This is a genomic window from Nitrospirota bacterium (genome assembly GCA_016235245.1).
Classification (GTDB): Bacteria; Nitrospirota; Thermodesulfovibrionia; order Thermodesulfovibrionales; family UBA6898; genus UBA6898.
This window is the reverse complement of sequence record JACRLO010000021.1, coordinates 156,943-179,919: the sequence shown is the minus strand read 5'-3', so window position 1 is coordinate 179,919 and position 22,977 is coordinate 156,943. Positions and strand designations below refer to the sequence as shown.

Here is a 22,977-nt window from a genome sequence, read left to right as displayed (position 1 = left end):
AATGACGGTCCGCGAAGCCCTTCATGTTGCCGAGCAGAGGGAGCTTGACCTTGTTGAGGTGTCGCCTACGGCTGTGCCTCCGGTATGCAAGATCCTTGATTTCGGCAAATATAAATACCAGCTCCATAAGAAGCATACGCAGAAGAAGACGATCGACCTCAAGGAAGTGAAGGTCAGGCCGCAGATCGATGAGCACGATCTTCAGCTCAAGATCAGGAATATCAACCGCTTTATTGAGGACGGCGACAAGGCAAAGGTCGTCATGTATTTCAGGGGACGCGAGATCATCCGCCCTGAACTCGGCATGAAGGTTTTTGACAAGATCATACAGAGCCTCACCGGAAAATATCAGATCGAGACGAATCCCAGACTTGAGGGCAATCATATAACCATGGTTGTCGCGCCGAAATCATAGCAATTTCCGAGTGACAAAATAAATCCTTTTGGGGTATAATACCCACTCTTGTTCAGGAGCAGGACAGGAATGTCTGCTTAGAACAGGAATACTATTTTCGGAGGAAACGATGCCAAAGATGAAGACGCACAAGGGTGCTGCGAAGCGGTTCAAGCTTACCGGTACCGGCAAGGTCAAGCGGAACAAGGGTTTCACGAGCCATCTCCTTACCAGCAAGCCGGCGAAGAGGAAACGCAGTCTCCGGCAGTCAACGGTCGTTAACAAGACTGACGAGAGAAACATCAAGACGCTTTTACCCTACGGTTAAGAAGTGTAGCGGGCGGTAATAAGCGCCCATGTGAAGCAATAAAGAATCAGGAGGATTAGGAAGATGCCCAGAGCAAAAAGTGGAACAAAAAATACAAGAAGGAGAAAGAAACTCCTTTCGCAGGCCAAGGGATACTACGGCGCAAAGAGTCGTCTCTTTAAGGTTGCCAGAGAGACTGTTGACAAGGCGCTTCAATATGCATACCGTGACCGCAGAGCAAAGAAGCGTGAATTCAGGGCTCTCTGGATCATAAGGATCAGCGCAGCAGTGCGTGCTATGGGATTGAACTACAGTCAGTTCATGAACGGTCTTAAAAAGGCTGACATTACGCTTGACAGAAAAGCTCTTGCCAATCTTGCATACCATGACCCCAAGGCGTTCAGTGAGATTGCAGAGGCCGCCAAGGCAAAGCTTGCATCATAGCCGGCTGTGGATGATCTGCTCTCCCTAAGACAAGCATTTCTGGCCGAGATCGATACGGTTTCGGAGATAGCAGAACTTCAGCAGCTCAAGGCAAAATATACAGGACGGAAAGGGCTGGTAACAGCTCAGATGAAGGCCCTTTCCTCTGTCCCGCCTGAACAAAAACCCGCATTTGGCAAGGCTGTCAATGAACTGAGAGACTTTGTCGAGCAGTCACTCGATCAAAAAGAATTATTTTTCAAAGACGTTGAAAAACAGAAACGTCTTCTTTCCGAAAAAATCGATATTACACTCCCCGGCAAGCCCTGTCTTCCTGGAAAGATCCATCCGCTGAACAAGGTCCTCGATGAGATGAAGAGTATCTTCGTGCCGATGGGCTTCAGTATTCAGGAAGGCCCGGAAATAGAGCTGGACTACTACAATTTTGAGGCGCTTAATATTCCGAAACATCATCCGGCCCGTGACATGCAGGACACCTTCTATGTTTCTGATGATGTCGTGCTCAGGACGCATACGTCTCCGGTACAGGTCAGAGTGATGGAGAAGAAGAGGCCGCCGCTGAAGATCATCGCCCCTGGCAAGGTCTATCGGTGCGATGCCGACATATCGCACACGCCGATGTTTCACCAGGTCGAAGGGTTGATGGTGGATACGGATATATCATTTTGCGACCTCAAGGGTGTGCTGGGACTTTTTATCCACCGTTTTTTTGGCGAAGGAACGCCGGTCAGGTTCAGACCGAGCTACTTCCCTTTTACCGAGCCGAGCGCTGAGGTCGATATCGGATGCATATTCTGCGCAGGCAAGGGCTGCAGGATCTGCAAGACTACCGGATGGATTGAGGTGATGGGCTGCGGCATGGTGAACCCCAGAGTCTTCGAACTGGCGGGATATGCCCCTGATGAGTTTACCGGCTTTGCCTTTGGCATCGGCGTAGAGCGGCTTGCCATGCTGAAGTACTCTATTGACGACATACGTCTCTTTTACGAAAATGATCTTCGTTTTTTGCAGCAATTCTGACAGGCGGGAAAGAACATGCGCGTATCACTTGACTGGATAAAAGAATTTGTGGATGTTACGGCATCTCCTGAGGATGTCGCCCATCGCTTGACCATGGCAGGCCTTGAGATTGAGGGCATGGAAACGATCGGCGGCGACGTTGTCATGGAGGTCAATGTTACGCCCAACAGGCCTGACTGTCTGAATGTTTTTGGCCTGGCGCGTGAGGTCGCGGCTTTATACCGGCTGCCGCTTAAATCCCCTGAAACTGCGATACCAGTTGATCTGCGCCCTTCCGATATCGAGGTGTCCATCGATGACCCTGAGCTTTGTCCACGCTATACGGGAAGATCGATTGTCAATGTGACGATTAAAGATTCTCCCGACTGGATGATAAAGAGGCTTGAAAAGTGCGGCATACGGTCGATCAATAATGTCGTTGATGTCACTAATTATGTGCTTCTTGAACTTGGACATCCGCTCCATGCCTTCGATACGGCAAAGCTGACAGACAGAAAAATAAGGGTTGCAAGGGCTGGCAAAGACCAGGTTATGACTACGCTTGACACGATTGAACGGAATATTCCCGAAGAGACGCTGCTTATTTGGGATGCTGTTTCTCCTGTGGCGGTCGCTGGTATCATGGGGGGAGAGGGGTCGTCCGTTACGGAAGCAACAACGGATATATTCCTCGAAAGCGCGTACTTTGCACCGGCCTCGATCAGGAAATCATCAAAGGTGCTCGGCCTCAGGAGCGAGTCATCCTATCGGTTTGAACGCGGAACAGACAGAGTATTTCTTGAGTCTGCACTAAACAGAGCGGCACTTCTGATTGCTGAGCTTTCCGGAGGACAGATCGGTTCTCTGGTTGATAATTGCCCTGTTCCCTATCAGCCGGTCGAGATAATCGTTTCATACCGCAGGATCAACGCACTTATCGGTATTGTAATCGATAAAGAGGAAGTGCTTGGCCTTCTTAATGCAATCGGGATCAGGACAGAGGACAGGGGTGATGAATTTGCTGCATGGCCTCCGCCCTTTCGGGGAGATATCGGCGTCCCGGTGGATATTATCGAGGAAGTCGTGCGCTGTTATGGATTCGACCGTGTTCCGGCTCGTTCTCCGCGGACAACGCTTTCTGATGGACTACCGAACGCTGCAGAGCGGTCTGTTCAGCTGATTCGTGATTTGGTCCGGAAAAACGGCTTCAATGAGGTTGTCAATTTCAGCTTTATGAACCGCGCTGACCTTGATATTCTCTCAATCGAATCACATGAGCACGAGCAGAGACACAGGCATGTAACGCTCCTAAACCCTCTCAGGCAGGAAGAGTGCCTTATGAGGACAACTCTTCTGCCTGCACTGGTCAATAATTTTGTATATAACCTGTCCCGGGGAAACAGGGACGTACGGATCTTTGAGGTATCCCGCGTATTCATTGACTGGGGAAAACCGCTTCCTACGGAAGGATTGAGATTGGCCGGCCTCTTTTTCCAGGATATGTCGCCGTCCATATGGAAGGACACGGTGCCGGCATTCTATGGTGTCAAAGGTGTTGTCGAATCCCTGTTTGAGGAAATGCGGCTCAATAATTATACCTTTGTTCCTTCCCGGGAGGTCTTCCTCCATAGCGGGAAGTCTGCCGATATTTATGTGGGCGATCTCAAGATCGGGTACATGGGCGAGATTGGCCCGCAGATAATAGAAAGACTGTCACTCAAGATCCAGAAGCCTCAGGTTGTCGTATTTGAAATTGACCTCGATCAGATGCTGCCGCTTCTTGAGCAGAAGATTGTCTATCAGCAGATCCCGCGATATCCATCCATTGACCGTGATGTGGCTCTTGTTCTGAATGATCAGATCGCTGCAGAGGAGGTTTTGTCCCTGTTCAGGACGTATCCGTCAGACATTATTGAGCACGTCGAGCTGTTCGACCATTATAAGGGGAAAAACCTGCCGCAGGGTACGAAGAGTCTCGGTGTTCGTGTCATCTATAGAGCCAAGGACCGTACGCTGGCCGAAGGTGATGTCGAACCCCTGCATCTTGCACTGATCGAATATGTTGCAGGAAAGACAGGAGCGAAAATCCGCGGCAGCGACTGATCAGGCTTTGATCTTGTACCCTGCCTTGATGATGGCTGCTTCTATAGCTGATTTGCTTGACTGAGATTCATCATACCGAACTTCTGCCTTGCCTACTTCAACGTTCAGGCTGTTAATCCCTGCAAGTGCCTCAATCGCCTTTTTTACTCTCATTGCGCAGTGCATGCAGGACATCCCGTCAATCAGTATTGTTGCTTCAGTCATCAGTAGTCTCCTTTATAGGTATTGAAATGCTAAACTTATTGACCTTATTGTAAGCAATCAAAAAAGAAAAATCAAACGGCCCAAAAATTGATGAAATATTTTGCGTTCCTCTATCAATAAATCCTGATAAAATCAGGAGAAAATGCTGGCAAAGAACGCGGTACTTTGTTAAAATTGACACCTATTTTTAGGAGGTGTTATGGAACTGAAGGGACAGGTGGTGATGGTAACAGGCGGCGCCCGCGGCATCGGCAAGGCCATTGCCAAAAGGTTTGCTGCGATGGGGGCCGACATTGTAATTGCCGATGTATCCCTCGAGAGTGCGGATGAAACGGCAAAGGAACTCTCACCGCTGGGGATCAGGACAAAGGCAGCGAAGCTGGATGTCTCAAAATCGGCTGAGGTTGCAGCAGTATTTGAGGAAGCGGTAAAGGAATTCGGCAGAGTGGATATCCTGGTCAACAATGCTGGTATCACCCGGGATGGCCTCTTGTTAAGAATGAAGGAAGAGGACTGGGACCTCGTGCTCGGCATCAATCTCAAGGGAGTATTTCTCTGCACAAAAGAGGCGGTAAAAGTTATGGTGAAGCAGCGCTATGGGAGGATTATCAATATTGCATCGGTCGTTGCTTTTATGGGTAATCCCGGTCAGGCCAACTACAGCGCATCAAAGGCAGGCATCATCGGCCTGACAAAGACAACGGCGCGTGAATATGCAAATAGGGGCATTACCGCCAATGCGGTTGCGCCGGGTTTTATTTCAACCGCTATGACCGATGCGCTGAGTGAAAATATACGGCAGGAAATGTTAAAATCTATCCCTATGGGAAAGTTCGGTTCAGTGGATGACGTTGCCAGTGCGGTTGTTTTTTTTGCTGCTCCGGAAAACGGCTATATTACCGGCCAGGTGATCCATGTGAACGGTGGTATGTACATGTAGTTTGTATTCTCAGAATAAAAGAAAATCATAATGGAGGTAGAAGAATGGTAGAGGAAAAAGTAAAAGAGATTATTGCAAAACAGCTTGGGGTGAATGCTGCCGAGATCACGACTGAGTCTTCATTTGTTGAGGACCTGGGAGCTGATTCGCTCGATACGGTTGAGCTGGTTATGGCGTTTGAAGAAGCCTTCAATGTCGAGATCCCTGACGAGGACGCAGAGAAGATCCAGAAGGTCAAGGACGCCATAGGCTACATAACCAAAAAACAGGCTTAATGGACAAAAGACGCGTAGTCGTAACCGGGCTTGGCCTTGTTACCCCTCTTGGCATCGGCGTGGAAAAGAGCTGGGAGGGTCTCATGCAGGGAAGGTCCGGGATCCGGCGAATAACCCATTTTGATGCATCGACCTTTCCCACTCAGATAGCGGGTGAGGTCGATGGTTTCAATCCGGAAGATTATATCGAGATCAAAGAGATCAAGAAGATGGACAGGTTTATCCAGTTCGGGATCGCTGCTGCTACGATGGCGATGGAGGACTCGGGCCTGAAGATCGACGAGGCGAATGCGCCGCGCATTGGTGTTTATGTGGGTGCAGGCATGGGCGGCCTTCCTGCCATTGAACACTATCACAAGGTCCTTCTTGAAAAGGGACCGAGGAAGATAACACCCTTTTTCATTCCGATGCTGATTATAAACCTTGCCGCCGGCCAGATATCGATCAAGTTTGGCGCAAAAGGGCCTAATGCGGCGCCGGCGACTGCCTGCGCAACCGGCAGTCATGCTATCGGTGATGCCTTTAAGATCATACAGCGCGGCGATGCCGATGCCATGATTGCAGGCGGCACTGAATCGGTTATTACTGCCATGGGTATCGGCGGTTTCAATGCCATGAAGGCGTTGTCGACACGAAATGATGAGCCTCAAAAGGCAAGCAGACCCTTTGATCGCGATCGTGACGGGTTTATCATGGGCGAAGGCGCCGGAATCGTGATCCTTGAGGAACTTGGCTGTGCCCTTAAGCGGAATGCAAAAATCTATGCAGAACTGGTCGGCTACGGACTGACCGGTGACGCATATCATATAACGTCTCCTGCGCCGGGCGGTGAGGGTGCGGTGCGCTGCATGACCATGGCTCTTAAGGACGCTGACATAACCGCATCAGAGGTCGACTATATCAATGCCCATGGGACCTCGACAAAGCATGGCGATGAACTGGAAACGAATGCCGTCAAGGGTGTGTTTGGGGACCATGCATACAAACTTGCGGTGAGTTCTACAAAATCGATGACCGGCCACCTTCTGGGTGCTGCAGGCGGCGTTGAGGCAGTAGTCAGCGTGCTCAGTATCCATAAGAGCATGCTGCCGCCGACCATAAATCTTGACAACCCTGATGAGGGGTGCGATCTCGACTATGTGGCGCATACGGCCAGGCCTGCAGCAGTACGCTATGCACTTTCTAATTCCTTTGGATTTGGCGGCACCAATGCCTGCCTGCTTTTTAAGAAGTTCGAGAATTGAGCGGACCGAACAAAAAAAACCATATTGACGACGTAGAAAAAAACCTTCAGTACTGCTTCACCAATAAAGAACTCCTCCGCGAAGCCCTTACCCATAAGTCTTATTATCACGAGCACAGGGAAAAAACCGATGTCCATAATGAGCGGCTTGAATTTTTGGGCGATTCGGTCATAGGCCTGGTTATCGTGGAATTTCTCTTCCTTCATGACGAGTCCTATAGTGAAGCAGTCCTGGCGAAGATCAAGTCCTATATCGTGAGCGAGCCGGTATTTGCCGGTATTGCACAGGAGCTTTCCCTCGGGGATTCTCTTCTTTTGGGAAAGGGTGAGAAATCAACAGGCGGAACAACAAAGAAGTCCATTCTTGCCAATACGCTTGAGTCGGTCATCGGCGCCCTCTATCTTGACGGCGGATTTGAGACGGCCAAAGAAATAGTCCGGCGCCTCTTTAGAGAGCGGCTCGTTCGCGCCATGGAAAACGGAGATTTTTTTGACTACAAGACAGAACTTCAGGAGAAAAGTCAGATGCTCTTCGGGAAGCTGCCTGAGTATAAGGTTATCAGCCAGGAAGGTGATGAGCACGAACGAATCTTTACCATGGCCGTATACCTCAATGATAAAATGCTCGGAACTGCTTCAGGCCGCAGAAAGAAAGAAGCGGAGACGCTTGCTGCAAAAAAGGCCCTTAAACGTTTATCAGAATCAGCGGAAATTAATGCAGTCGATATGGATTCCGAGGTCCTTTCCCCGTAACAGGGCTATCAGAGCCTGAAGGTCGTCTATCTTCTTCGCCTTTACTCTTACCTTTTCCTTGTTCAGCTCAATCGAGCTCCTGCTTCCCTTGAAATCAAACCGCTGCGATATCTCCTTTGTGGCCTGCTGCTCAGCGTTCAGGACCTCCTGCAGGTCTATTTTGCTTGCTATGTCAAAAGAATGTTCATCTGCCATCTGTTTCTCCTTTCGATTTCAACTTCATTGTTATTGGTTCCCGCCTGCATACCGGACAGAACAGTTCCCCCAGATCCAGGAGGCAGTCATGCCCTCATCCCAAAAAACAGGTGCATTTATCCGGAGAATTACCGCATATCAGGCATATATCCATGAGCTGAATTATACTCTTTCAAAATCGTCTTCTTCAATAAAAACAGCGTGCTCATGATATAATATCACGCTTACAGGGGGTAGTGAATGATATGGTAAAGAACGATCGCTGGATTATAGAAACGGCACAGAAGGGTATGATAGAGCCCTTTGAAAATGCACAGGTGAGGCAGGGAGTCATATCCTATGGCGTGAGCGCTTACGGTTACGACATCAGGATTGCCAATGACTTCAAACTCCCAAAACCTCAGCCAGGCAAAGTGATCGATCCCAAGAATTTCGATGAAGGCAACTTCGAGCATTTCACGGGCGATGTGTGCGAGATCCCTGCCAATTCATACGTCATATGCCGCTCTTATGAATATCTCAGGATTCCGCGTGACGTGCTCGTGATCTGTTTTGGAAAATCGACCTATGCCCGGAGCGGCGTTATCGTAAATATTACGCCCCTGGAGCCTGAGTGGGAGGGATATATAACCATCTCGGTTTCAAATACGTCGCCTTTTCCTGTCAGGCTTTATGCCAATGAAGGGCTTGCACAACTGGTATTCCTCCGGGCTGATGAGGTCTGTGTGACGTCGTATGCGGATAAAAAAGGCAAATATCAGGCACAGAAAGATATCGTGCTGCCAAAGGTATAGCCGTTATGGATATAAAAGAAAAACTGATTCTTGCCCTCGATGTCGCTGATTACTCCTATGCCGTTGAGCTGGTTGACCAGTTTTCTCCGCATGTGGAGATTTTCAAGGTGGGGCTTGAACTGCATACCGTTGCCGGATCAAAAATTGTCGAAGCAATTCATAAAAGGGGTAAGAAGGTATTTCTTGATCTCAAATTTCATGATATTCCCACTACGGTCGCAAAGGCAGGCATTGCTGCTGCCCGGGCCGGAGTGTTTATGTTCAATGTCCATGCTTCAGGCGGCCTGGATATGATGCAAAAATGCAGGGACGAGGTGGTAAATGTCTGCCTGACGGAGAATATTGCCAGACCTAAGATCATTGCGGTGACGGTGCTGACCAGTATGTCTCAGGAGGTAATGAAGCACGAGATCGGCATTCAGCACAGCCTTAAAACGCAGGTGAGACATCTGGCCGGGCTGTCACTTAAGGCAGGTCTTGACGGTGTCGTCGCTTCTGCATTGGAGGCGGCCTTGATCAGAAGCCATTGCGGCAGGGGTTTTCTTATTGTGACACCTGGGATCAGACCGTCGTGGGCAGCGGCTGATGATCAGCACCGGATGATGACGCCGAAAAAGGCTCTTCAGCAGGGCGCTGATTACCTTGTCATGGGAAGGGCGATCCTGAATCACGCCAATCCCGGGCAGGCGATTAAACGCATACAGGAAGAGATGGCTCTGGCTTGAAGCCATCTGCAGTATTGATGTCCTCACAAAAAAAACAGTCCGCTGTCTGTTGTCAGCCAATTTTCAGAGAGATCTCTTTTCAGAACCCTTTTGAGGTTTATAGAAAGGTGCGTTCCGAAAGAAGCCTGCTTTTTGAGAGCCTGAAGGGACCTGAGCAGATATCGCGGTATTCCTTTATAGGAATTGAGCCATTCCTGGAATTCAGGTCAAAAGACGGCCTTATTGAGATCGACTGGCTTGGAAATAAAACCGTATCGAAGGGAAAACCGCTGCAGCACTTACGGGAGCTTGTCAGGTCTGTCAGCCAGGAACCTCTGGAAGGGCTTCCCCCCTTTCAGGGAGGAGCAGCCGGCATGTTCAGTTATGATTTTGTCCGCTATTTCGAAAACCTTCCCGCAACTGCTGAGGATGACCTGCATATTCCGGATGCGCACTTTTTTATGTTCGACCGTGTTGTCGCTTTTGACCTAAAGGAGAAAAAGAGCTGGATAATCATCTGTCCAGGAGTGCGTGAAGCCGTGCCGGGCTCTCCCGAAATCACCGGATCACGGATGGAACTTTCCGAAGAAGCACGGAAGCATGGTGAGAGAATAGCTTTGCTGATTGAGCAAAGCCCGGAAGTAATTCAGAGAGAAAGCGGTCAGCAGACCATTACCATTTCAGCAGAGACGGATAAAGATCAGTATTTGGCCATGGTGCGCCGGGCCAAGGAATATATAGCGGCAGGTGATATTTTCCAGGCAAATCTTTCTCTCAGGCTGTCTGCGAATATCGGGGACATTGCTCCGCTGGTTGTTTATGAGATTCTGCGAAAGGTCAATCCCTCACCTTTTGCTGCATACCTTGAATTTGGCGACTATCAGATTGTCAGTTCCTCACCCGAAAGACTTGTTCGTGTAAGGGGCAGGGTAGTGGATACGCGGCCTATTGCCGGTACACGGCCCAGGGGCAGGGACCTTCAGGGAGACGATGAGATGAGGGCTGAGCTGCTGCTGAGCGAGAAAGAAAGGGCAGAGCATATCATGCTCATTGACCTTGAGCGTAATGATATGGGCAAGGTCTGTGACTATGGCAGTCTGCATGTGGATGAGTTGATGACAACGGAACAATACTCTCATGTTATCCATATCGTATCCAATATCAGGGGATTACTTGCCAAAGGAATGGACTGCTTTGATGTGATCAGGGCAACGTTCCCTGGCGGCACGATTACCGGAGTGCCCAAAGTGCGCTGCATGGAGATCATCGATGAACTGGAGCCGACAAGGAGAGGGCCCTATACCGGTTCCATAGGCTATATCGGGTACAACGGCAATATGGATCTCAATATCATTATCAGGACTTTTTTGATCAAGGACGGGACAGCCTACGTACAGGCCGGTGCCGGTATTGTCGCCGATTCAGACCCTGAACGCGAACATTATGAGAGTCTAAAGAAGGCTGAGGCCCTGATCAATACCCTGAAAATGCTTTGACCGGAATTGTGACCGGGCTGCTCAGGAGGTGCTTTCAAAAGGACGCGGACTTCAGTAAAATAACGGATATACAGAATACACAACAGACCGTTACCAGGAGGGATGCTATGAGAATACCGCTGTTGGGGCTTTTGATCCTTTGTTCTTTATTTGTTCTTTTGTCGGGCTGTCATGAGCATTCCCGTCCCTATGGTGAAGTTGGACCTGCCCGCGAGTATTATCAGCCTGCCGGAGCGATTGGAGGGGCTGCTCCGTCATATGATGATCAGCCTTCTGGCGCTGTCGGCCCTGCACCGAGGCACCATCACAGACATTACCGCACCGATGATCCTCAGGGGTATGATGATTCTCCGGCGGGTGGCGAAGTTGGTCCTGCCCGATGAACCGGCATATCTTTTTTGCAGCGTGGGATACAAGGGGCATCCGTGTCGTCCTTGTCATCTGCACGGTATTTCTGTTTGCTGCAGGCTCTCTTTCGCAGGATGCCCCGGAGATGATAACGGTGCAGGGACTCGGGTATCCTCCAATCAAGGCTGAGAGTCCTGCTCAGGCCCATCTGATGGCAAAGCGTGCAGCGGTTGTCGATGCCTACCGGAATTCCCTTGCGGCTAAGACCGCGCAGGGACAGGGATCCGACATACAGTATCAGGAGCTCTCGGGTTTTGTCAGCGGCATGACGATTATCAGGGAGGAGTATCTGAAAGACGGGGGAATCCGGATTACGGCAAACGTCCCAAGTAATGCTATCGTGCCGTCTGCCGGCCCGGAAAGAAGAAGAGCAGACTCCGGAGGAGGCCCTCAGGCTGTTACGCTGGATGAGTGGTATTCTATCGTTAATAGACTGGTCAGGTATGAAAACAATCAAAATGGAGGTCAACATGAAAAAAACCATTAAATATCTCACGCTGAGCAGCCTGTATGTTTTGCTCGCCCTGCTGATTACGACAATAACAGCACCGGCAGCAGAGGCGCAGCTGGGGCCGCAACAGAGGTTGATGGCGAAACGTGCCGCCAAGGTGGACGCCTTAAGAAATCTTGCGGAAATAATCTACGGTGTTCAGATTAATTCCCAGACCAAGGTGAAAGATTTTATCACCGAGTCAGATACCATTCGGGCGAGACTTGCCACGGTGATACAGGGCGCCCGCGAGGTGGACTATGTTGAGAGGCCCGATGGAACTGCAGAGGTTACCGTCGAAATAAATCTTGGGCGGGTTGAAGATATTCTCGGCCGCCGGCTGATCTATGACCAGCAGGTCTTTACGGCTGTGGGCTACGGAGCACCTGGCGGGGAACCGGCGCGCGCTTATGAACCTGCACCGGCTGCTCCGATGAACAATGTTATCAGGGCAAAAGGCAATGGGGTCGAGCCGAACGATCCCTCAATGTCTCCGCCGGAAAAAACTCTTATGGGTAAACGTGCGGCAAAGATCGATGCATTGCGGAATCTCCTGGAGCAGGTCTATGGCGTTACAGTCAAATCAAAGACGACGGTCAGGGATTTTGTGACCCAAAGCGATGACATGAAGGCTCGGGTCAGTGCATTTGTGCGCGGTGCGAGGGTAGTTGCCGAGCGGTCTCTTGGCGATGGCAGTTATGAGGTCGAAGTCGAGTTAGAACTGGATCCACTCATGGGTATCATTTCGGGCAGATAAAATAAACCAAAGAGGAGTCGTATTATGAAAATGAGAGTATTTGCCGTGATCCTTATTGTGATTGTATTTGCAGTGGCTGGATGTCAGACCGCTGAAGTGAGGGAAAGCAGACCCCTCGGAGAGGTTGGACCTGCGTATGATGCACCGCCTGTGCGGGAGGAATGGGTCCCTTACAGGATAACGGCAAAGGGCGGCGGCGCTCCTCCTCAAAATGCGGTCAATCAGGCGCAGGCAAGGCTTATGGCAGAGCGAGCAGCAAAGATTGACGCGATGAGAAACCTGCTTGAGCAGGCCTATGGCGTGACCATCAAGTCACGTACAACGGTCAAGGACTTTATTACCCAGAATGATACGATAAAGGCGAGAGTCGATGCGTATATAAAGGGAGCGAAGGTCATTGATACGAGGTATCTTAGTGACGGCAGCGTCGAAATCGAGATGGAGATCATTTTAGACTATCAGTTCAGGAGAATGTTCCCATGAACAGACGCTTCTGCAAAACGTCCGGCATTCTTTTTTGCATCATGACCGTTTCTTTGTTCTTGATCATCTCTCCCACTATGGCGGGAGAGATGATTGTTGCAGACGGTTTTGCTGCGATAACCGGTGGCAACACGGTTATCGCCAGGGACAAGGCCGTTGATGACGCTCTGAGAAAGGCGGTTGAACAGGCGGTCGGCACGATGGTCTCTTCCGATACCATGACCGAAAGTTATAAGGTGATTCATGATAAGATCCTGGCGCGCACATCAGGCTATGTCGAAAAATATAAAATCCTCTCTGAAGGGCCGGAAGGTAATCTCTACCGGGTAAGGGTGCAGGCCGAGATAGGCAGATCTGATCTGACCAGTGACCTCAATGCACTGGGACTGCTGCACGTTATGGTTGAAAAACCAAAAGTGATGGTGATCATCGATGAGAAGGTCGGCGGGTTGTATGGAACGACTGCAGCAGAGAGCGTTGGGCAGGCCGAATCGACGATCATCGAAAAGCTGCTGAATTCAGGGTTTAATGTGGTCGACGCTGATACCGTCAGAGCGAATATCTCGCGGGACAAGGCACTGCGGATACTTGAAGGAGACAACAAGGCAGCTGCGGCTGAGGGTCTGAAATACGGTGCGCAGGTTGTTATCACTGGTAAGGCTTTTTCGAAAAATGCGGGCGGCAAGCTGTATGGGACCAACATGCAGTCGATTCAGGCAACCCTGCAGGCACGGGTTGTCAGGACTGATACCGGCAAGGTAATAGCGTCAAAAAGTGCCCAGGGCGCGCAGGTGCATATAGATGAAATGCAGGGAGGTGCCCTTGCGATCAAGGAAGCAAGCGAGAAACTTACGGACGAACTGATCGACATGATCGTCAAACAATGGAGCGGTGAGGTCTATGGCCGCTCCCAGGAGATTACGGTTATGATAAATGGTCTGGTCTCCTACCGGCATCTTGCTGCAGTCAAAAAGATCCTGGAAAAAGAGACCCAGGGCGTTAAAGCTGTTCATCAGAGAAGTTTTACCGGAGGTATTGCCGAATTGGCGCTTGATTATGGCGGAAAATCCACCAATATCGCCGATGAATTGGCCGCAAGAAAATTTACCGGTTTCAGGCTGGAGCCGACAAACGTAACTCCCCACCGGATTGATGTTAAAGCAATATTGGAGAAATGATCTGCAGGTGAGGACTTGGCCGAAGATTCTTAAAGCAGATGGACATGACAAATAAATTCTTTGTTGTCTTTATAGCGTTAAGCGTTATTGTCTTTGCCGTGTGTGCATGGATAGAGCCAGTCTGGTCTGCTGATTCTCAATCTGCGGCGCATGACGATTATAAGAAGAGAATAGCAGAAAAGCATAAGAAAGAAGGGGAAGGAAAAGACAAGGCTATTGAAGAGGTTATTAAGATTTTAAAAGATCTCGGCAAGGGAGACGAAGAAGGATGGATCAGGGAGTGGTATAAAAATGGAAAAGAATGGCAGGCCAAGGGCACGGGGAACCCCGATAATACGCCAAAAATCATATTTGGTGATGGAGGCAACGGATACGAACCTGACAATAACGCTATCGAAATAAACGTTGGAAGAGCCAATGTGTATAAAGGGGAAGAGCTTGACTATGGCGCACTGTTAGATCTGGCCACAAGCATATTACATGAACATGCTCACTCACAGGAGTGGTTTAGTTCCATGGGAACGACGACCAGTGGTGAGAAGACAGCGTATACGGGGATTCATTCCATGTTGGCTGACTGGATGCAACATCTCCAGAAGGAGCTCCTCTCCAAATCTCAGGAGCCAATTTGTGACCAGGCGATTATTGCAAAAAAAATTCTGGGTGTAATCGGATCGTTAGGAACGAATGAATCGTCGTTGAACGAGATGTCACCAGAGAGACGAAGCCAGCTTCAGAAAGAAGCGGAATCTCTTTACCTGAAGAGGGACAAAGCGAAAAAGGAATTGCATTGGCACGATCCTCACTCCACGAAATATGTTGAACTTGAAACGGAAATTCAACAATGTGAGAATAAGCTGAAATACTATGAGAAAAGATTCAAGGAAGATTTTGTTTTTGATGCGGGCAGTTTTGTATGGACCGATGAAAAAGGAAAACAGCTGACAAGGAAAGATATATCTGAGCTTGCCCAAAACATAAAAAAGAAAGCGGATGAGATCGTATCACAATGTGAAGAAGAAAAAAACAGACCGAAGGGGGCCAAAGACCCCAGTGACAAAGACCGATCTGCGGTGAATAAGTCAAAGGATGAACTTAACGGTTGTCTCTGCCGCTGTACCATAAATCCTACGGTTGGTGTGGGCGCCACATATGACCCCAAGGCCTGGAAAAACGCTTCTCCCAGCTGCGATGACGCAAGATACGGGCCTTGCGTGGGCTTTGGCCTCGGCTGCTGGAGAGAGCATATGCGAAATGATGGAGAGTGCTTTGAACAGTGTGTTGCCGCAGCCGGTGCGAAGCCACAGGAGGTCAAGGCCGAGATATATCAGACGCGGTTTAAAGCATACAATGATTTCCTTGGCGAGGCCCGGGGTATTATTGAGGAATACCTTACCTATAAGGCCAGGTTTTCACAAACAACGCCGCACCCTGCAATAAAGGAGGACTTTGTCCAACTGGCCGGAAATTTCCCTGACGATGCTTCGCTGGGCCAGATTCTTTTTGCGGCAGCCGCTCCTGCCAGTGCGCCATCATCCTATGCCGAGAAGGTCAGGCAGAAGAACAGACGTGGAGACCCGGACCGGGCACTGGGGCTTGTCCGGGCTGCTGAGTCTGTAATGCCGGACAGAAAGGCCTCTGGCGAGACCACTAATATCCTGGCGGAATTTGCCATTATCATGTCCAAGGCAAGCCTCAATATCGTAACGGAATTTGAATTTGATGAGGGTCTTTATCTCCTGAGCAAGGCCGCGGAATTCTACTCGGTAGGCAAATCCAATCCCCTTGGAGAAGAGATACAGCGGCTGATACGTGCTTTTGAGAAATGGAAGGAAGACTGGCAGACCCTGAAGAGTCAGATACCGGTATGCCAGTCCCTAATCAAAGACAAGAGGGTCTGTGAGTGCGACAGGCTTAATAGCGAGAAGATTACCCCTGCGGCCAACTCTCTGACTATTTACGAATCTGCTTCTTCTGAGAAGTGGTCTATCAGTACCGCTACCGGAGCGCCCCGCCCACTTCCTGAAAAGGACAGGATGTACAAAGAGTTCAAGGACAGTCTGTCAAGAGCAAAAAATGAGTGCGCTAATAATCCGGTAATGAACACCAAGGAGATGAAAGCCCTGACGGATTATGAAACCGGAAAGTTCCTGCAGAAGTCTCCTTACATCAATCAGGAGGAACTGAAAAAGAATTCAGCACCGGTTATCTGTGATACCCGCGCGGTCAAAACTGCTGAAAAGCTGCTGTCTTCGCCTGGGTTGTGCGATTGTCAGCAGGAAAAGATCAAAGGCATCCTCGATGCGGCAAAGAAGGATGAGCGACCTCTTGAGATTGAATTTAATGCAGACAAAAGAGAGCTTTCAGTCGGTGAAAGGGTACTATTAAACCTCTCCATAAAAGGTGGCGTGCCGCCTTTTTCGGCTGATATGATTGGCGACTATATCTATACCCAGCAGTCAGAGGCAAGGGGATTTAGCATAAACTATCAGACAGAGAAAGCAGGAACAAATACCTTTTTTGTAACCGTCGTGGATTCATGCGGGGAAAGCGACTCAAGGAAGGTTTATGTTGCTGTCAAACCGGGCAGGGACGTCACCTCTGATAAAACGCCCAAGGTCGAGCAGAAATTAACGGTGGCGCTCAGGGCGGACAAGACCCGGCTTAAGGTAAATGAGCAGACCTTTGTCCATATTTCAGTGCAGAATCATAAGCCTCCCTACACCGTAAGGTGGGGTGGCCATGCGCAGGGGCTCGGAGACCACGGTGGCAAAGTGCCTTTTGTAGGCGCAGCCTCGCCTGGCACCTATGCGATTACTGCGGAGGTTACAGATGCTGCCGGAAGAAGCGCCGCCGGAAGCATTACCTTGACGGTTATTGGTGAGAAGGCATCAAAATCTCCTGTACGAACCTCTGGTTCTGATGTATCCAAGTCACCCACGACTCCGGTCTATGATCCGACTAAGGACCCCAATATCGGCAGTACGAACACCAAAAATATTAATATTGCCCAGGTTGACCAGTTAGGTAATGATTTTCGTGACGGACCAAAAGGGCCGAAGCAATCTGACACAAAAACAGACAGCAGGCAATCGCCTGTTGTGCAGCCGGATACCTATAGAAATAATAAGAAAGAGCCTGATCCCGGTGGAGATCCTAACAGCAACACACAGCCCTTTTACCCGCCGGTTAGCAGCAGCAACCCAAGGACGAATTGGACTGACTGGACAAAGAGCAGGGGAGACAGGGGGGATAGCAGCAGTAGATGGGACAACAGTAATAACAGCAGTGCTCCAAAAGCGAACTGTGATCCTTCAAGAAAACAGGCTGCTTATCAGGATGGGGTCACCTGCGGGCAGAAGGCAAAACAAAATAATGGGACGATGTCCTCCGAATGCAAAACAGCATCCCAAGGGTATATGAACACGGATACGCAGATGGGATGGGGTTCATGTTTATACAGCGGCTTTGATGAAGGCTACCGCGCCGGGCTTGGCACGACAGCAGGAGGGGGTGGTGATGTCATGGCTGAACTGGAAAACAGAGCGGGAGAAAATGTTCATATATTTGCAGAAGGCCAGGATAATTTTGGCCCCCAGAATAAACTGGCTCCCGGGGAAAAGAAAAAGGTCGGCATCAAGGTTCCCAAGGGCGGAGGATCTGTTAAATTCATAGCCGGCAGAAACGGGCAGAAGCTTGCAGAGTGCAAATGGGATTACACTCCTGATTCCTGGAGCAGGGTTCCGGTTGTTAAATTCTCGGCCCCTAAGAGCCTGACCTGCACGGTGGGGTTGAGATGACATTGCTGGAGGGTAATGAGAAGGTGTTCCTTCCTGCCGTTGCCATAGCGGTCTTTTTTTTCTGCCTTCCCGGTGTTAGCCATGGCGAAACAGGGACATTGCAGAAAAGGGCTTCTGAGCATATTGAAAAAGCTGACAAACTTGGCGAAGACTTTCAGCAACTGGGGCCATGGTCCAGGCAGGAATCCCGGGACAGCGGTTTTTACGGGATTCCGCAACCTGATAATTATCAGTCCACTCCCGGCAGGAATATGCCTGAAGCTGAATTCGGACCTGATATAACGCACTATCCCCTCTGTTATAATTCTGTTACCGATGAATATCAATATTGTTATCCGAGGGAATCTGCGTATTATCGTTCAGGATTCCGGTCTCCAGGTTTCCGGTCAGGATTGAGAGGAAGGGTCTGTCCTCCCGGGTACTATTTTATGCCGGCGAAAGGTTGTTACCGAAATTGAATATGCGTCGTTTCATACCAAAAAGAACAAGTCTGTGCATTTTCTTCTTTGCCGTATTCATTCTGCCTGCATATCATGCGGAAACGGCTGGTGCAGCCCAGAAAGAGGTCGGCAATATCCGTGAACTGAGAGGGGACGCGTATATACTGAGAGAAAAGCAGAAAAATGGGGCACAGAAAAATGAGCCTGTTTTTGCATCAGATACGGTTCATACCGGAGGGAAATCGAGGGCCAAACTTCTCTTTATTGATGATTCTGCGGTCATGGTTGGAGAAAATACACGCTTTGTCATATCCGAGTATATCAGGGACAGCAAAAACGTATCGGTATTTAATCTGATCGATGGGGTGATGAATGTTATCGTCGGCAAGTCAAAGTTCGAGGTGAGGACCCCGACTGCGGTCACTGCTGCCCGTGGCACGTCCTATCTCGTATGGGTGGAGGGCAGAAAAACCGGTCTTGCGGTGACTGAGGGCAGAGTTGATCTCAGCGAAATCAATGCTGCCCCTGATAAGAAGCTTATCGTCCCGGCAGGAAGAACGAGCTATGTTGAAATCGGCAAGCCGCCGGTTGTTGCGACCAGGACCAATCCTGATCTTGTTAAAAAGTTTTATGATGAGACGCTCGATCCGCAGGAGCGCTGGGGGCCGATACTGCTCAAGGCAACCGGAAGCGGCATAGCACCGCCCGGTTCAGTAAATCCGGCACAGGCTAGACTCATGGCGATGCGAGCGGCAAAAGTTGATGCCATGAGAAACCTTGCGGAACAGATCTCCGGCGTTGCTATTATTTCTGATACGCGTATACAGGATTTTGTGACAAAAAATGATACGATAAAGGCCCGTGTGGATTCCTTTATCAAGGGCGCCTGGATTTCCGAGGAGAGGGAACTTGCAGACGGCACGATGGAAGTTGATATGGAACTCGGCCTGGGGATCGGATTCAGAAGAATGTTTCTCGAACAGACCGAGAGGAATTAGCGTATGTTACGAGGGACTGAGGGGCTATATAACCGTACATACGTTTATATGATCACGATAACATCATAATAACCAGGAGGAAGAGAATGAAGAGAATTGCTTTATTATGTGCAGCGATGGTGTTTATGTTCAGTTTTGCTCTGGTTTCATACGCATCCGATCCGGTAACCGGTGGTTCTTATACCGGGCCAAAAAAACGTATCGCGGTCACCAAGTTCGACAATAAGGTAAAGGGAACCTATGGCAGCTGGAATATTGGCGAAGGCATGGCTGACCAGTTGGCTACGGCGCTGATTAAAAGCGGCCGTTTTGTGGTCGTCGAGCGCCAGGCACTGAATGAAGTCCTCGGCGAGCAGGAACTTGGCCAGACAGGTGTCATCAAAAAAGAGACCTCGGCAAAAGTCGGTCAGGTGCTTGGAGCGCAGATTCTCATACGTGGTGCTGTCACGGAATTCGAGCAGGAAGAATCGGGCGGCGGTGCCGGTATCGGCTTCAGGGGTTTCAGTATCGGGGGAAAATCATCGAACGCCCACGTTGGAATTGATATCCGCCTTATCGATTCTACCAGCGGCCAGGTTTTGACGTCCCACAATGCAGTGGGCAAGGCCGAATCCTCAGGGATAGCGGTTGGCGTCTCCCGAGGCATGGTCGACTTTGGTGCGGATTCGTTCAAGAATGCGCCGATAGGCCAGGCTACACGACAGGCCATTGAAGACGCGGTGAATTTTATTGTCGGCACCATGGAGACCGTCCCTTTTACCGCGAAGGTTATCAAGATCGACGGCAAAAAAATCTATATCAATATCGGTTCTAATATGAATATCAGATCTGGCACGAAGATGTATGCTTATTCATTGGGCGAAGACCTCGTAGACCCTGACTCGGGTCTCAGACTCGGCGCTGATGAAAAACTTCTGGGCACGGTTGAGGTGCGTGACGTTCAGGAAAAATTTTCTATCGGGTACATGAGTTCAGGAAACGGACACCTTAAGCGCGGTGACGTTTTAAAGCTCCAATAGTCTGTTATCAGGGTCCTCTGCGGCATGGATTACGGGTTTGCCGCTGGGGAGCTTGCTGAAATATTCGCTTTAGGGACGAGGCATGACATATTTCGATCGTATATGCCGGCATAGTCTGCTGGCCTGCCTTATTGTATTGCCCCTGTCGGGTTCCGCAGTCAAGGCTCAAATACTCTCGCTGCCTGAGGGGCTCGGGATCGTTGCGGAAAAGAGCAGACAGGTCAGCATTGGCAGGAGCGATGAGCAGATAGCCGAGATCGATGTCCAGACAGCCATGTCACGCCTTTTGCCGACGGTACAGGCTTCAGCTGCCTGGATGTCATTGGCGCATCAGCCGGCTGCACTGTTCGGTCCCCGGCCGGTCCCCCTGTCAGAGCGTAATTATCTCTCCTGCAGTCTCAGCGTGCAACAGACGCTTTTTGATTTCAGTGGAAATGCCTCTCGATATAATGCGAGCAAGGCACTTTTATCTGCAAGAAAATATGAGACTCAGCGCATAAGGAACTTTGCTGCCATTGAATTTGTCCTGGCATATCTCGATCTCCTTGAGGCCGAGAAAATGATTTCGGTCTCTGAAAACGAGGTCGAGGCGCTTGAGGCACACAGAAAGAAGACGCAGAATCTGTATGATGAAGGGGTTATCACCAGAAATGATCTTCTGCAGGCAGAGGTGAAAATCTCGGATTCCCGCCAGCGGCTGCTGAGCGTCAGAACGCTCAGGGAAATACAGGCCTCACGCCTTAACAATATCCTCCTGAGGCCGTTGAAGACCCTGGTCAGTCTGCAGGATATCGAAGAACCTCAGGGGGAAAGGGGGCAGGCTATCGCGGTGGAGACTGCCTGGGAGCTTGCGGAACAACAGAGAGCTGAACTCAAAATAGCGGATGAAACACTCAGGGCCCTCGGACTGGAAAAAGCAGCAAAAAAATCGGAGTTTTTTCCCAGAATGTTTGTAAGAGGCGGATTCGACTTTACCGAAAACCGGTATCAGGTCCATGAGGATAACTGGTCCGTAACGCTTGGCCTTAACATGAACCTTTTTTCAGGCGGCTTGACCCGGGCTGAGATCAGAAAACTCGAATTTCAGGCAGAAAAGCTTGCTGAGCAGAGAGCAAAGCTCCTTGACGAGATACACCTTGAGGTGCAGCAGTATCTGCTTCAGTCGGTCACGGCAAGAGAACGGCTGCATGTAACAAAGGATGCGGTGAGGCAGGCTGAAGAAAACCTCAGGATCAACCGGGTCCAGTATGAAGAGGGTATCGGCACCGGGACTGATGTCCTTGATGCGGTAGCGCTCCTGAGCAGCGCCCGCACGAATTATTTTAGGGCGCTCTACGATCTGAGAAAGGCCGAGGCTGCCGTGTATTATGCAACGGGAAAAGATCTGCTGGAGGTATACCGATAAATGGATGAAGAAAAGCCGCGGGGAGGCGGCAAGAGACAAAAGGTTGCTGCACTGCTTATGTTTGCCGCCATTGCGGTCATCGGCATTATTGTTGTGGTTATGTATTTGCAGTACAAGAAGACACGTATAACGACTGATGACGCATATATTGAGGGCAGAGTCCATGTTGTTGCTTCCAAAGTTTCCGGCACGGTGAAGAAGGTCCATGTATCCGACAACCAATTAGTTAAAAAGGGTGAACTCATTCTCGATATTGACGCTGCCGATTTCGAGGTAAAAGTGAAGGAGGCTGCCTCAGGACTGAGCACAGAGCGGTCCCGTCTTGTTGAGGCAGAGACAAAAATCGAGGCCGCAAAGATGCAACTTACGGAACTCGGCCATAGGGTGGGGACCGCAAAGGCCCAGCTTGAACTTCAGAATGCGAACCTGAGGCAGGCTGAACTGGACGTCAGCAGGGCAGAGAGTCTTATTAAAAAGGATGCCATATCCCGGGAGCGTTATGAGAAGACCAAAACGGGTTATGATATTTCCGTTGCCCAGGTGAAATCGGCGAGGGACCAGGTACAGCAGGCAGAGGTTGCCGTTGAAATCCAGAAAGCGCTGATAAGGCAGGCAGTGTCTGCGCGAACGTCACAGGATTCGTCAATAAAAAAGGGCGAAGCACAGCTCACGGCTTCGGAGTTAAGCGTCGGTTATGCAAAGATATATGCGCCTGCGGATGGGTATATTACGAAGAAATCGGTTCAGGCAGGCAACCAGATACAGCCGGGCCAGCCGCTCATGGCAGTAGTCCCTCTTGATGATATCTGGATTACGGCCAACTTCAAGGAAACTCAGCTTGAAAAGGTCAGGGCGGGCCAGACAGTGAAGATTTCAGTGGATACATACCCTGGAAGGATATTTGATGGAAAAGTCGAAAGTATCATGGCCGGCACGGGTGCAGCGTTTTCACTTTTCCCTCCGGAAAATGCCACCGGAAACTATGTGAAGGTGGTGCAGAGAATACCGGTAAAGATTGTTCTGGATAAGAACGCGGATGTGGAGCATATTCTCAGGGTCGGCATGTCGGTGGAGCCGACAATTCTTGTCGGGAAGTAGAACCCGGTTCGTAGTATAGCATGGGTTTTCAGGACTTGAGAGCTCTGAAT

The 22,977-nt window shown here is 49.9% G+C and carries 25 protein-coding genes; 23 read left to right on the top strand and 2 right to left on the bottom strand.

Annotated features, from left to right (window positions below; translation table 11 throughout):
- The 5 genes from infC to HZB31_10980 all read left to right on the top strand — a co-directional run.
- On the top strand, window positions 1-415 hold a 415-nt coding region (gene infC, locus HZB31_11000; GenBank protein MBI5848454.1), incomplete at its 5' end, for a translation initiation factor IF-3.
- A gap of 109 nt (window positions 416-524) precedes the next feature.
- Window positions 525-722, top strand: coding sequence for a 50S ribosomal protein L35 (rpmI, locus tag HZB31_10995; protein ID MBI5848453.1), 198 nt, complete (start codon window positions 525-527; stop codon window positions 720-722).
- A gap of 63 nt (window positions 723-785) precedes the next feature.
- A complete protein-coding gene (gene rplT, locus HZB31_10990) occupies window positions 786-1,145 on the top strand; it encodes a 50S ribosomal protein L20 (protein MBI5848452.1) in 360 nt (119 codons plus the stop codon).
- Between the two features lie 6 nt (window positions 1,146-1,151).
- Window positions 1,152-2,165, top strand: coding sequence for a phenylalanine--tRNA ligase subunit alpha (gene pheS / locus HZB31_10985; protein MBI5848451.1), 1,014 nt, complete (start codon window positions 1,152-1,154; stop codon window positions 2,163-2,165).
- A gap of 15 nt (window positions 2,166-2,180) precedes the next feature.
- Entirely contained in the window at window positions 2,181-4,247 is a 2,067-nt protein-coding gene (locus HZB31_10980; protein MBI5848450.1) for a phenylalanine--tRNA ligase subunit beta, read from the top strand.
- On the opposite strand, the gene HZB31_10975 is transcribed toward HZB31_10980, so the two are convergent.
- A complete protein-coding gene (locus tag HZB31_10975) occupies window positions 4,248-4,451 on the bottom strand; it encodes a heavy-metal-associated domain-containing protein (protein ID MBI5848449.1) in 204 nt (67 codons plus the stop codon). It abuts the gene before it with no gap.
- Between the two features lie 199 nt (window positions 4,452-4,650).
- On the opposite strand from HZB31_10975, the gene fabG reads away from it, so the two are divergent.
- From fabG to rnc, 4 genes are read left to right on the top strand one after another with little or no spacing between them, the layout of a single operon-like run.
- A complete protein-coding gene (gene fabG / locus HZB31_10970; GenBank protein ID MBI5848448.1) occupies window positions 4,651-5,391 on the top strand; it encodes a 3-oxoacyl-[acyl-carrier-protein] reductase in 741 nt (246 codons plus the stop codon).
- Window positions 5,392-5,435: 44 nt separating this feature from the next.
- Complete coding sequence (acpP, locus tag HZB31_10965) at window positions 5,436-5,666, top strand: acyl carrier protein (GenBank protein MBI5848447.1); 231 nt, start codon at window positions 5,436-5,438, stop codon at window positions 5,664-5,666.
- Window positions 5,666-6,910 carry a beta-ketoacyl-ACP synthase II gene (gene fabF / locus HZB31_10960; GenBank protein MBI5848446.1) on the top strand — a complete coding sequence of 415 codons (1,245 nt, stop codon included), beginning with the start codon at window positions 5,666-5,668 and terminating at the stop codon, window positions 6,908-6,910. The genes acpP and fabF overlap by 1 nt, the downstream gene beginning before the upstream one ends.
- Window positions 6,907-7,662: a ribonuclease III gene (gene rnc / locus HZB31_10955; GenBank protein ID MBI5848445.1), complete on the top strand. Its 756-nt coding sequence runs from the start codon at window positions 6,907-6,909 to the stop codon at window positions 7,660-7,662. Before fabF ends, rnc begins: the two co-directional genes overlap by 4 nt.
- Here the strand turns inward: rnc and HZB31_10950 are convergent.
- Entirely contained in the window at window positions 7,612-7,857 is a 246-nt protein-coding gene (locus HZB31_10950; GenBank protein MBI5848444.1) for a DUF520 family protein, read from the bottom strand. The genes rnc and HZB31_10950 overlap by 51 nt on opposite strands.
- A gap of 245 nt (window positions 7,858-8,102) precedes the next feature.
- On the opposite strand from HZB31_10950, the gene HZB31_10945 reads away from it, so the two are divergent.
- The 14 genes from HZB31_10945 (at window position 8,103) to HZB31_10880 (ending at window position 22,927) form a co-directional block, all read left to right on the top strand.
- A complete protein-coding gene (locus HZB31_10945; protein MBI5848443.1) occupies window positions 8,103-8,651 on the top strand; it encodes a dCTP deaminase in 549 nt (182 codons plus the stop codon).
- A 5-nt stretch (window positions 8,652-8,656) separates the two neighbouring features.
- Window positions 8,657-9,376 (top strand): orotidine-5'-phosphate decarboxylase, encoded by a 720-nt coding sequence (gene pyrF / locus HZB31_10940; protein ID MBI5848442.1) that lies wholly within the window; start codon window positions 8,657-8,659, stop codon window positions 9,374-9,376.
- Between the two features lie 107 nt (window positions 9,377-9,483).
- Entirely contained in the window at window positions 9,484-10,851 is a 1,368-nt protein-coding gene (locus HZB31_10935) for an anthranilate synthase component I family protein (protein ID MBI5848441.1), read from the top strand.
- Window positions 10,852-10,958: 107 nt separating this feature from the next.
- A complete protein-coding gene (locus tag HZB31_10930) occupies window positions 10,959-11,234 on the top strand; it encodes a hypothetical protein (protein MBI5848440.1) in 276 nt (91 codons plus the stop codon).
- Window positions 11,231-11,746: a hypothetical protein gene (locus HZB31_10925; protein ID MBI5848439.1), complete on the top strand. Its 516-nt coding sequence runs from the start codon at window positions 11,231-11,233 to the stop codon at window positions 11,744-11,746. The genes HZB31_10930 and HZB31_10925 overlap by 4 nt, the downstream gene beginning before the upstream one ends.
- Window positions 11,730-12,506, top strand: a complete 777-nt coding sequence (locus tag HZB31_10920; GenBank protein MBI5848438.1) for an LPP20 family lipoprotein — start codon at window positions 11,730-11,732, stop codon at window positions 12,504-12,506. Before HZB31_10925 ends, HZB31_10920 begins: the two co-directional genes overlap by 17 nt.
- A gap of 24 nt (window positions 12,507-12,530) precedes the next feature.
- Window positions 12,531-12,989 carry an LPP20 family lipoprotein gene (locus HZB31_10915; protein MBI5848437.1) on the top strand — a complete coding sequence of 153 codons (459 nt, stop codon included), beginning with the start codon at window positions 12,531-12,533 and terminating at the stop codon, window positions 12,987-12,989.
- Complete coding sequence (locus HZB31_10910; protein MBI5848436.1) at window positions 12,986-14,167, top strand: flagellar assembly protein T N-terminal domain-containing protein; 1,182 nt, start codon at window positions 12,986-12,988, stop codon at window positions 14,165-14,167. Before HZB31_10915 ends, HZB31_10910 begins: the two co-directional genes overlap by 4 nt.
- Window positions 14,168-14,211: 44 nt before the next feature.
- Complete coding sequence (locus HZB31_10905) at window positions 14,212-17,967, top strand: PKD domain-containing protein (GenBank protein MBI5848435.1); 3,756 nt, start codon at window positions 14,212-14,214, stop codon at window positions 17,965-17,967.
- Window positions 17,964-18,425, top strand: a complete 462-nt coding sequence (locus HZB31_10900) for a hypothetical protein (GenBank protein MBI5848434.1) — start codon at window positions 17,964-17,966, stop codon at window positions 18,423-18,425. Before HZB31_10905 ends, HZB31_10900 begins: the two co-directional genes overlap by 4 nt.
- Window positions 18,426-18,427: 2 nt before the next feature.
- A complete protein-coding gene (locus tag HZB31_10895; GenBank protein ID MBI5848433.1) occupies window positions 18,428-19,405 on the top strand; it encodes a FecR domain-containing protein in 978 nt (325 codons plus the stop codon).
- An 86-nt stretch (window positions 19,406-19,491) separates the two neighbouring features.
- Window positions 19,492-20,424, top strand: a complete 933-nt coding sequence (locus tag HZB31_10890; GenBank protein ID MBI5848432.1) for a hypothetical protein — start codon at window positions 19,492-19,494, stop codon at window positions 20,422-20,424.
- Between the two features lie 82 nt (window positions 20,425-20,506).
- Entirely contained in the window at window positions 20,507-21,829 is a 1,323-nt protein-coding gene (locus HZB31_10885; GenBank protein MBI5848431.1) for a TolC family protein, read from the top strand.
- Window positions 21,830-22,927 carry an HlyD family secretion protein gene (locus tag HZB31_10880; GenBank protein ID MBI5848430.1) on the top strand — a complete coding sequence of 366 codons (1,098 nt, stop codon included), beginning with the start codon at window positions 21,830-21,832 and terminating at the stop codon, window positions 22,925-22,927.
- Window positions 22,928-22,977 lie beyond the last annotated feature (50 nt).

Bases quoted from the DNA above. Each gene is read 5' to 3' on its own strand.
- rpmI (MBI5848453.1), top strand. From the start codon at position 525: ATGCCAAAGATGAAGACGCACAAGGGTGCTGCGAAGCGGTTCAAGCTT.
- rplT (MBI5848452.1), top strand. From the start codon at position 786: ATGCCCAGAGCAAAAAGTGGAACAAAAAATACAAGAAGGAGAAAGAAA.
- HZB31_10980 (MBI5848450.1), top strand. From the start codon at position 2,181: ATGCGCGTATCACTTGACTGGATAAAAGAATTTGTGGATGTTACGGCA.
- HZB31_10975 (MBI5848449.1), bottom strand. From the start codon at position 4,451: ATGACTGAAGCAACAATACTGATTGACGGGATGTCCTGCATGCACTGC.
- fabG (MBI5848448.1), top strand. From the start codon at position 4,651: ATGGAACTGAAGGGACAGGTGGTGATGGTAACAGGCGGCGCCCGCGGC.
- acpP (MBI5848447.1), top strand. From the start codon at position 5,436: ATGGTAGAGGAAAAAGTAAAAGAGATTATTGCAAAACAGCTTGGGGTG.
- fabF (MBI5848446.1), top strand. From the start codon at position 5,666: ATGGACAAAAGACGCGTAGTCGTAACCGGGCTTGGCCTTGTTACCCCT.
- HZB31_10950 (MBI5848444.1), bottom strand. From the start codon at position 7,857: ATGGCAGATGAACATTCTTTTGACATAGCAAGCAAAATAGACCTGCAG.
- HZB31_10945 (MBI5848443.1), top strand. From the start codon at position 8,103: ATGGTAAAGAACGATCGCTGGATTATAGAAACGGCACAGAAGGGTATG.
- pyrF (MBI5848442.1), top strand. From the start codon at position 8,657: ATGGATATAAAAGAAAAACTGATTCTTGCCCTCGATGTCGCTGATTAC.
- HZB31_10930 (MBI5848440.1), top strand. From the start codon at position 10,959: ATGAGAATACCGCTGTTGGGGCTTTTGATCCTTTGTTCTTTATTTGTT.
- HZB31_10925 (MBI5848439.1), top strand. From the start codon at position 11,231: ATGAACCGGCATATCTTTTTTGCAGCGTGGGATACAAGGGGCATCCGT.
- HZB31_10920 (MBI5848438.1), top strand. From the start codon at position 11,730: ATGAAAAAAACCATTAAATATCTCACGCTGAGCAGCCTGTATGTTTTG.
- HZB31_10915 (MBI5848437.1), top strand. From the start codon at position 12,531: ATGAAAATGAGAGTATTTGCCGTGATCCTTATTGTGATTGTATTTGCA.
- HZB31_10910 (MBI5848436.1), top strand. From the start codon at position 12,986: ATGAACAGACGCTTCTGCAAAACGTCCGGCATTCTTTTTTGCATCATG.
- HZB31_10905 (MBI5848435.1), top strand. From the start codon at position 14,212: ATGACAAATAAATTCTTTGTTGTCTTTATAGCGTTAAGCGTTATTGTC.
- HZB31_10900 (MBI5848434.1), top strand. From the start codon at position 17,964: ATGACATTGCTGGAGGGTAATGAGAAGGTGTTCCTTCCTGCCGTTGCC.
- HZB31_10895 (MBI5848433.1), top strand. From the start codon at position 18,428: ATGCGTCGTTTCATACCAAAAAGAACAAGTCTGTGCATTTTCTTCTTT.
- HZB31_10890 (MBI5848432.1), top strand. From the start codon at position 19,492: ATGAAGAGAATTGCTTTATTATGTGCAGCGATGGTGTTTATGTTCAGT.
- HZB31_10885 (MBI5848431.1), top strand. From the start codon at position 20,507: ATGACATATTTCGATCGTATATGCCGGCATAGTCTGCTGGCCTGCCTT.
- HZB31_10880 (MBI5848430.1), top strand. From the start codon at position 21,830: ATGGATGAAGAAAAGCCGCGGGGAGGCGGCAAGAGACAAAAGGTTGCT.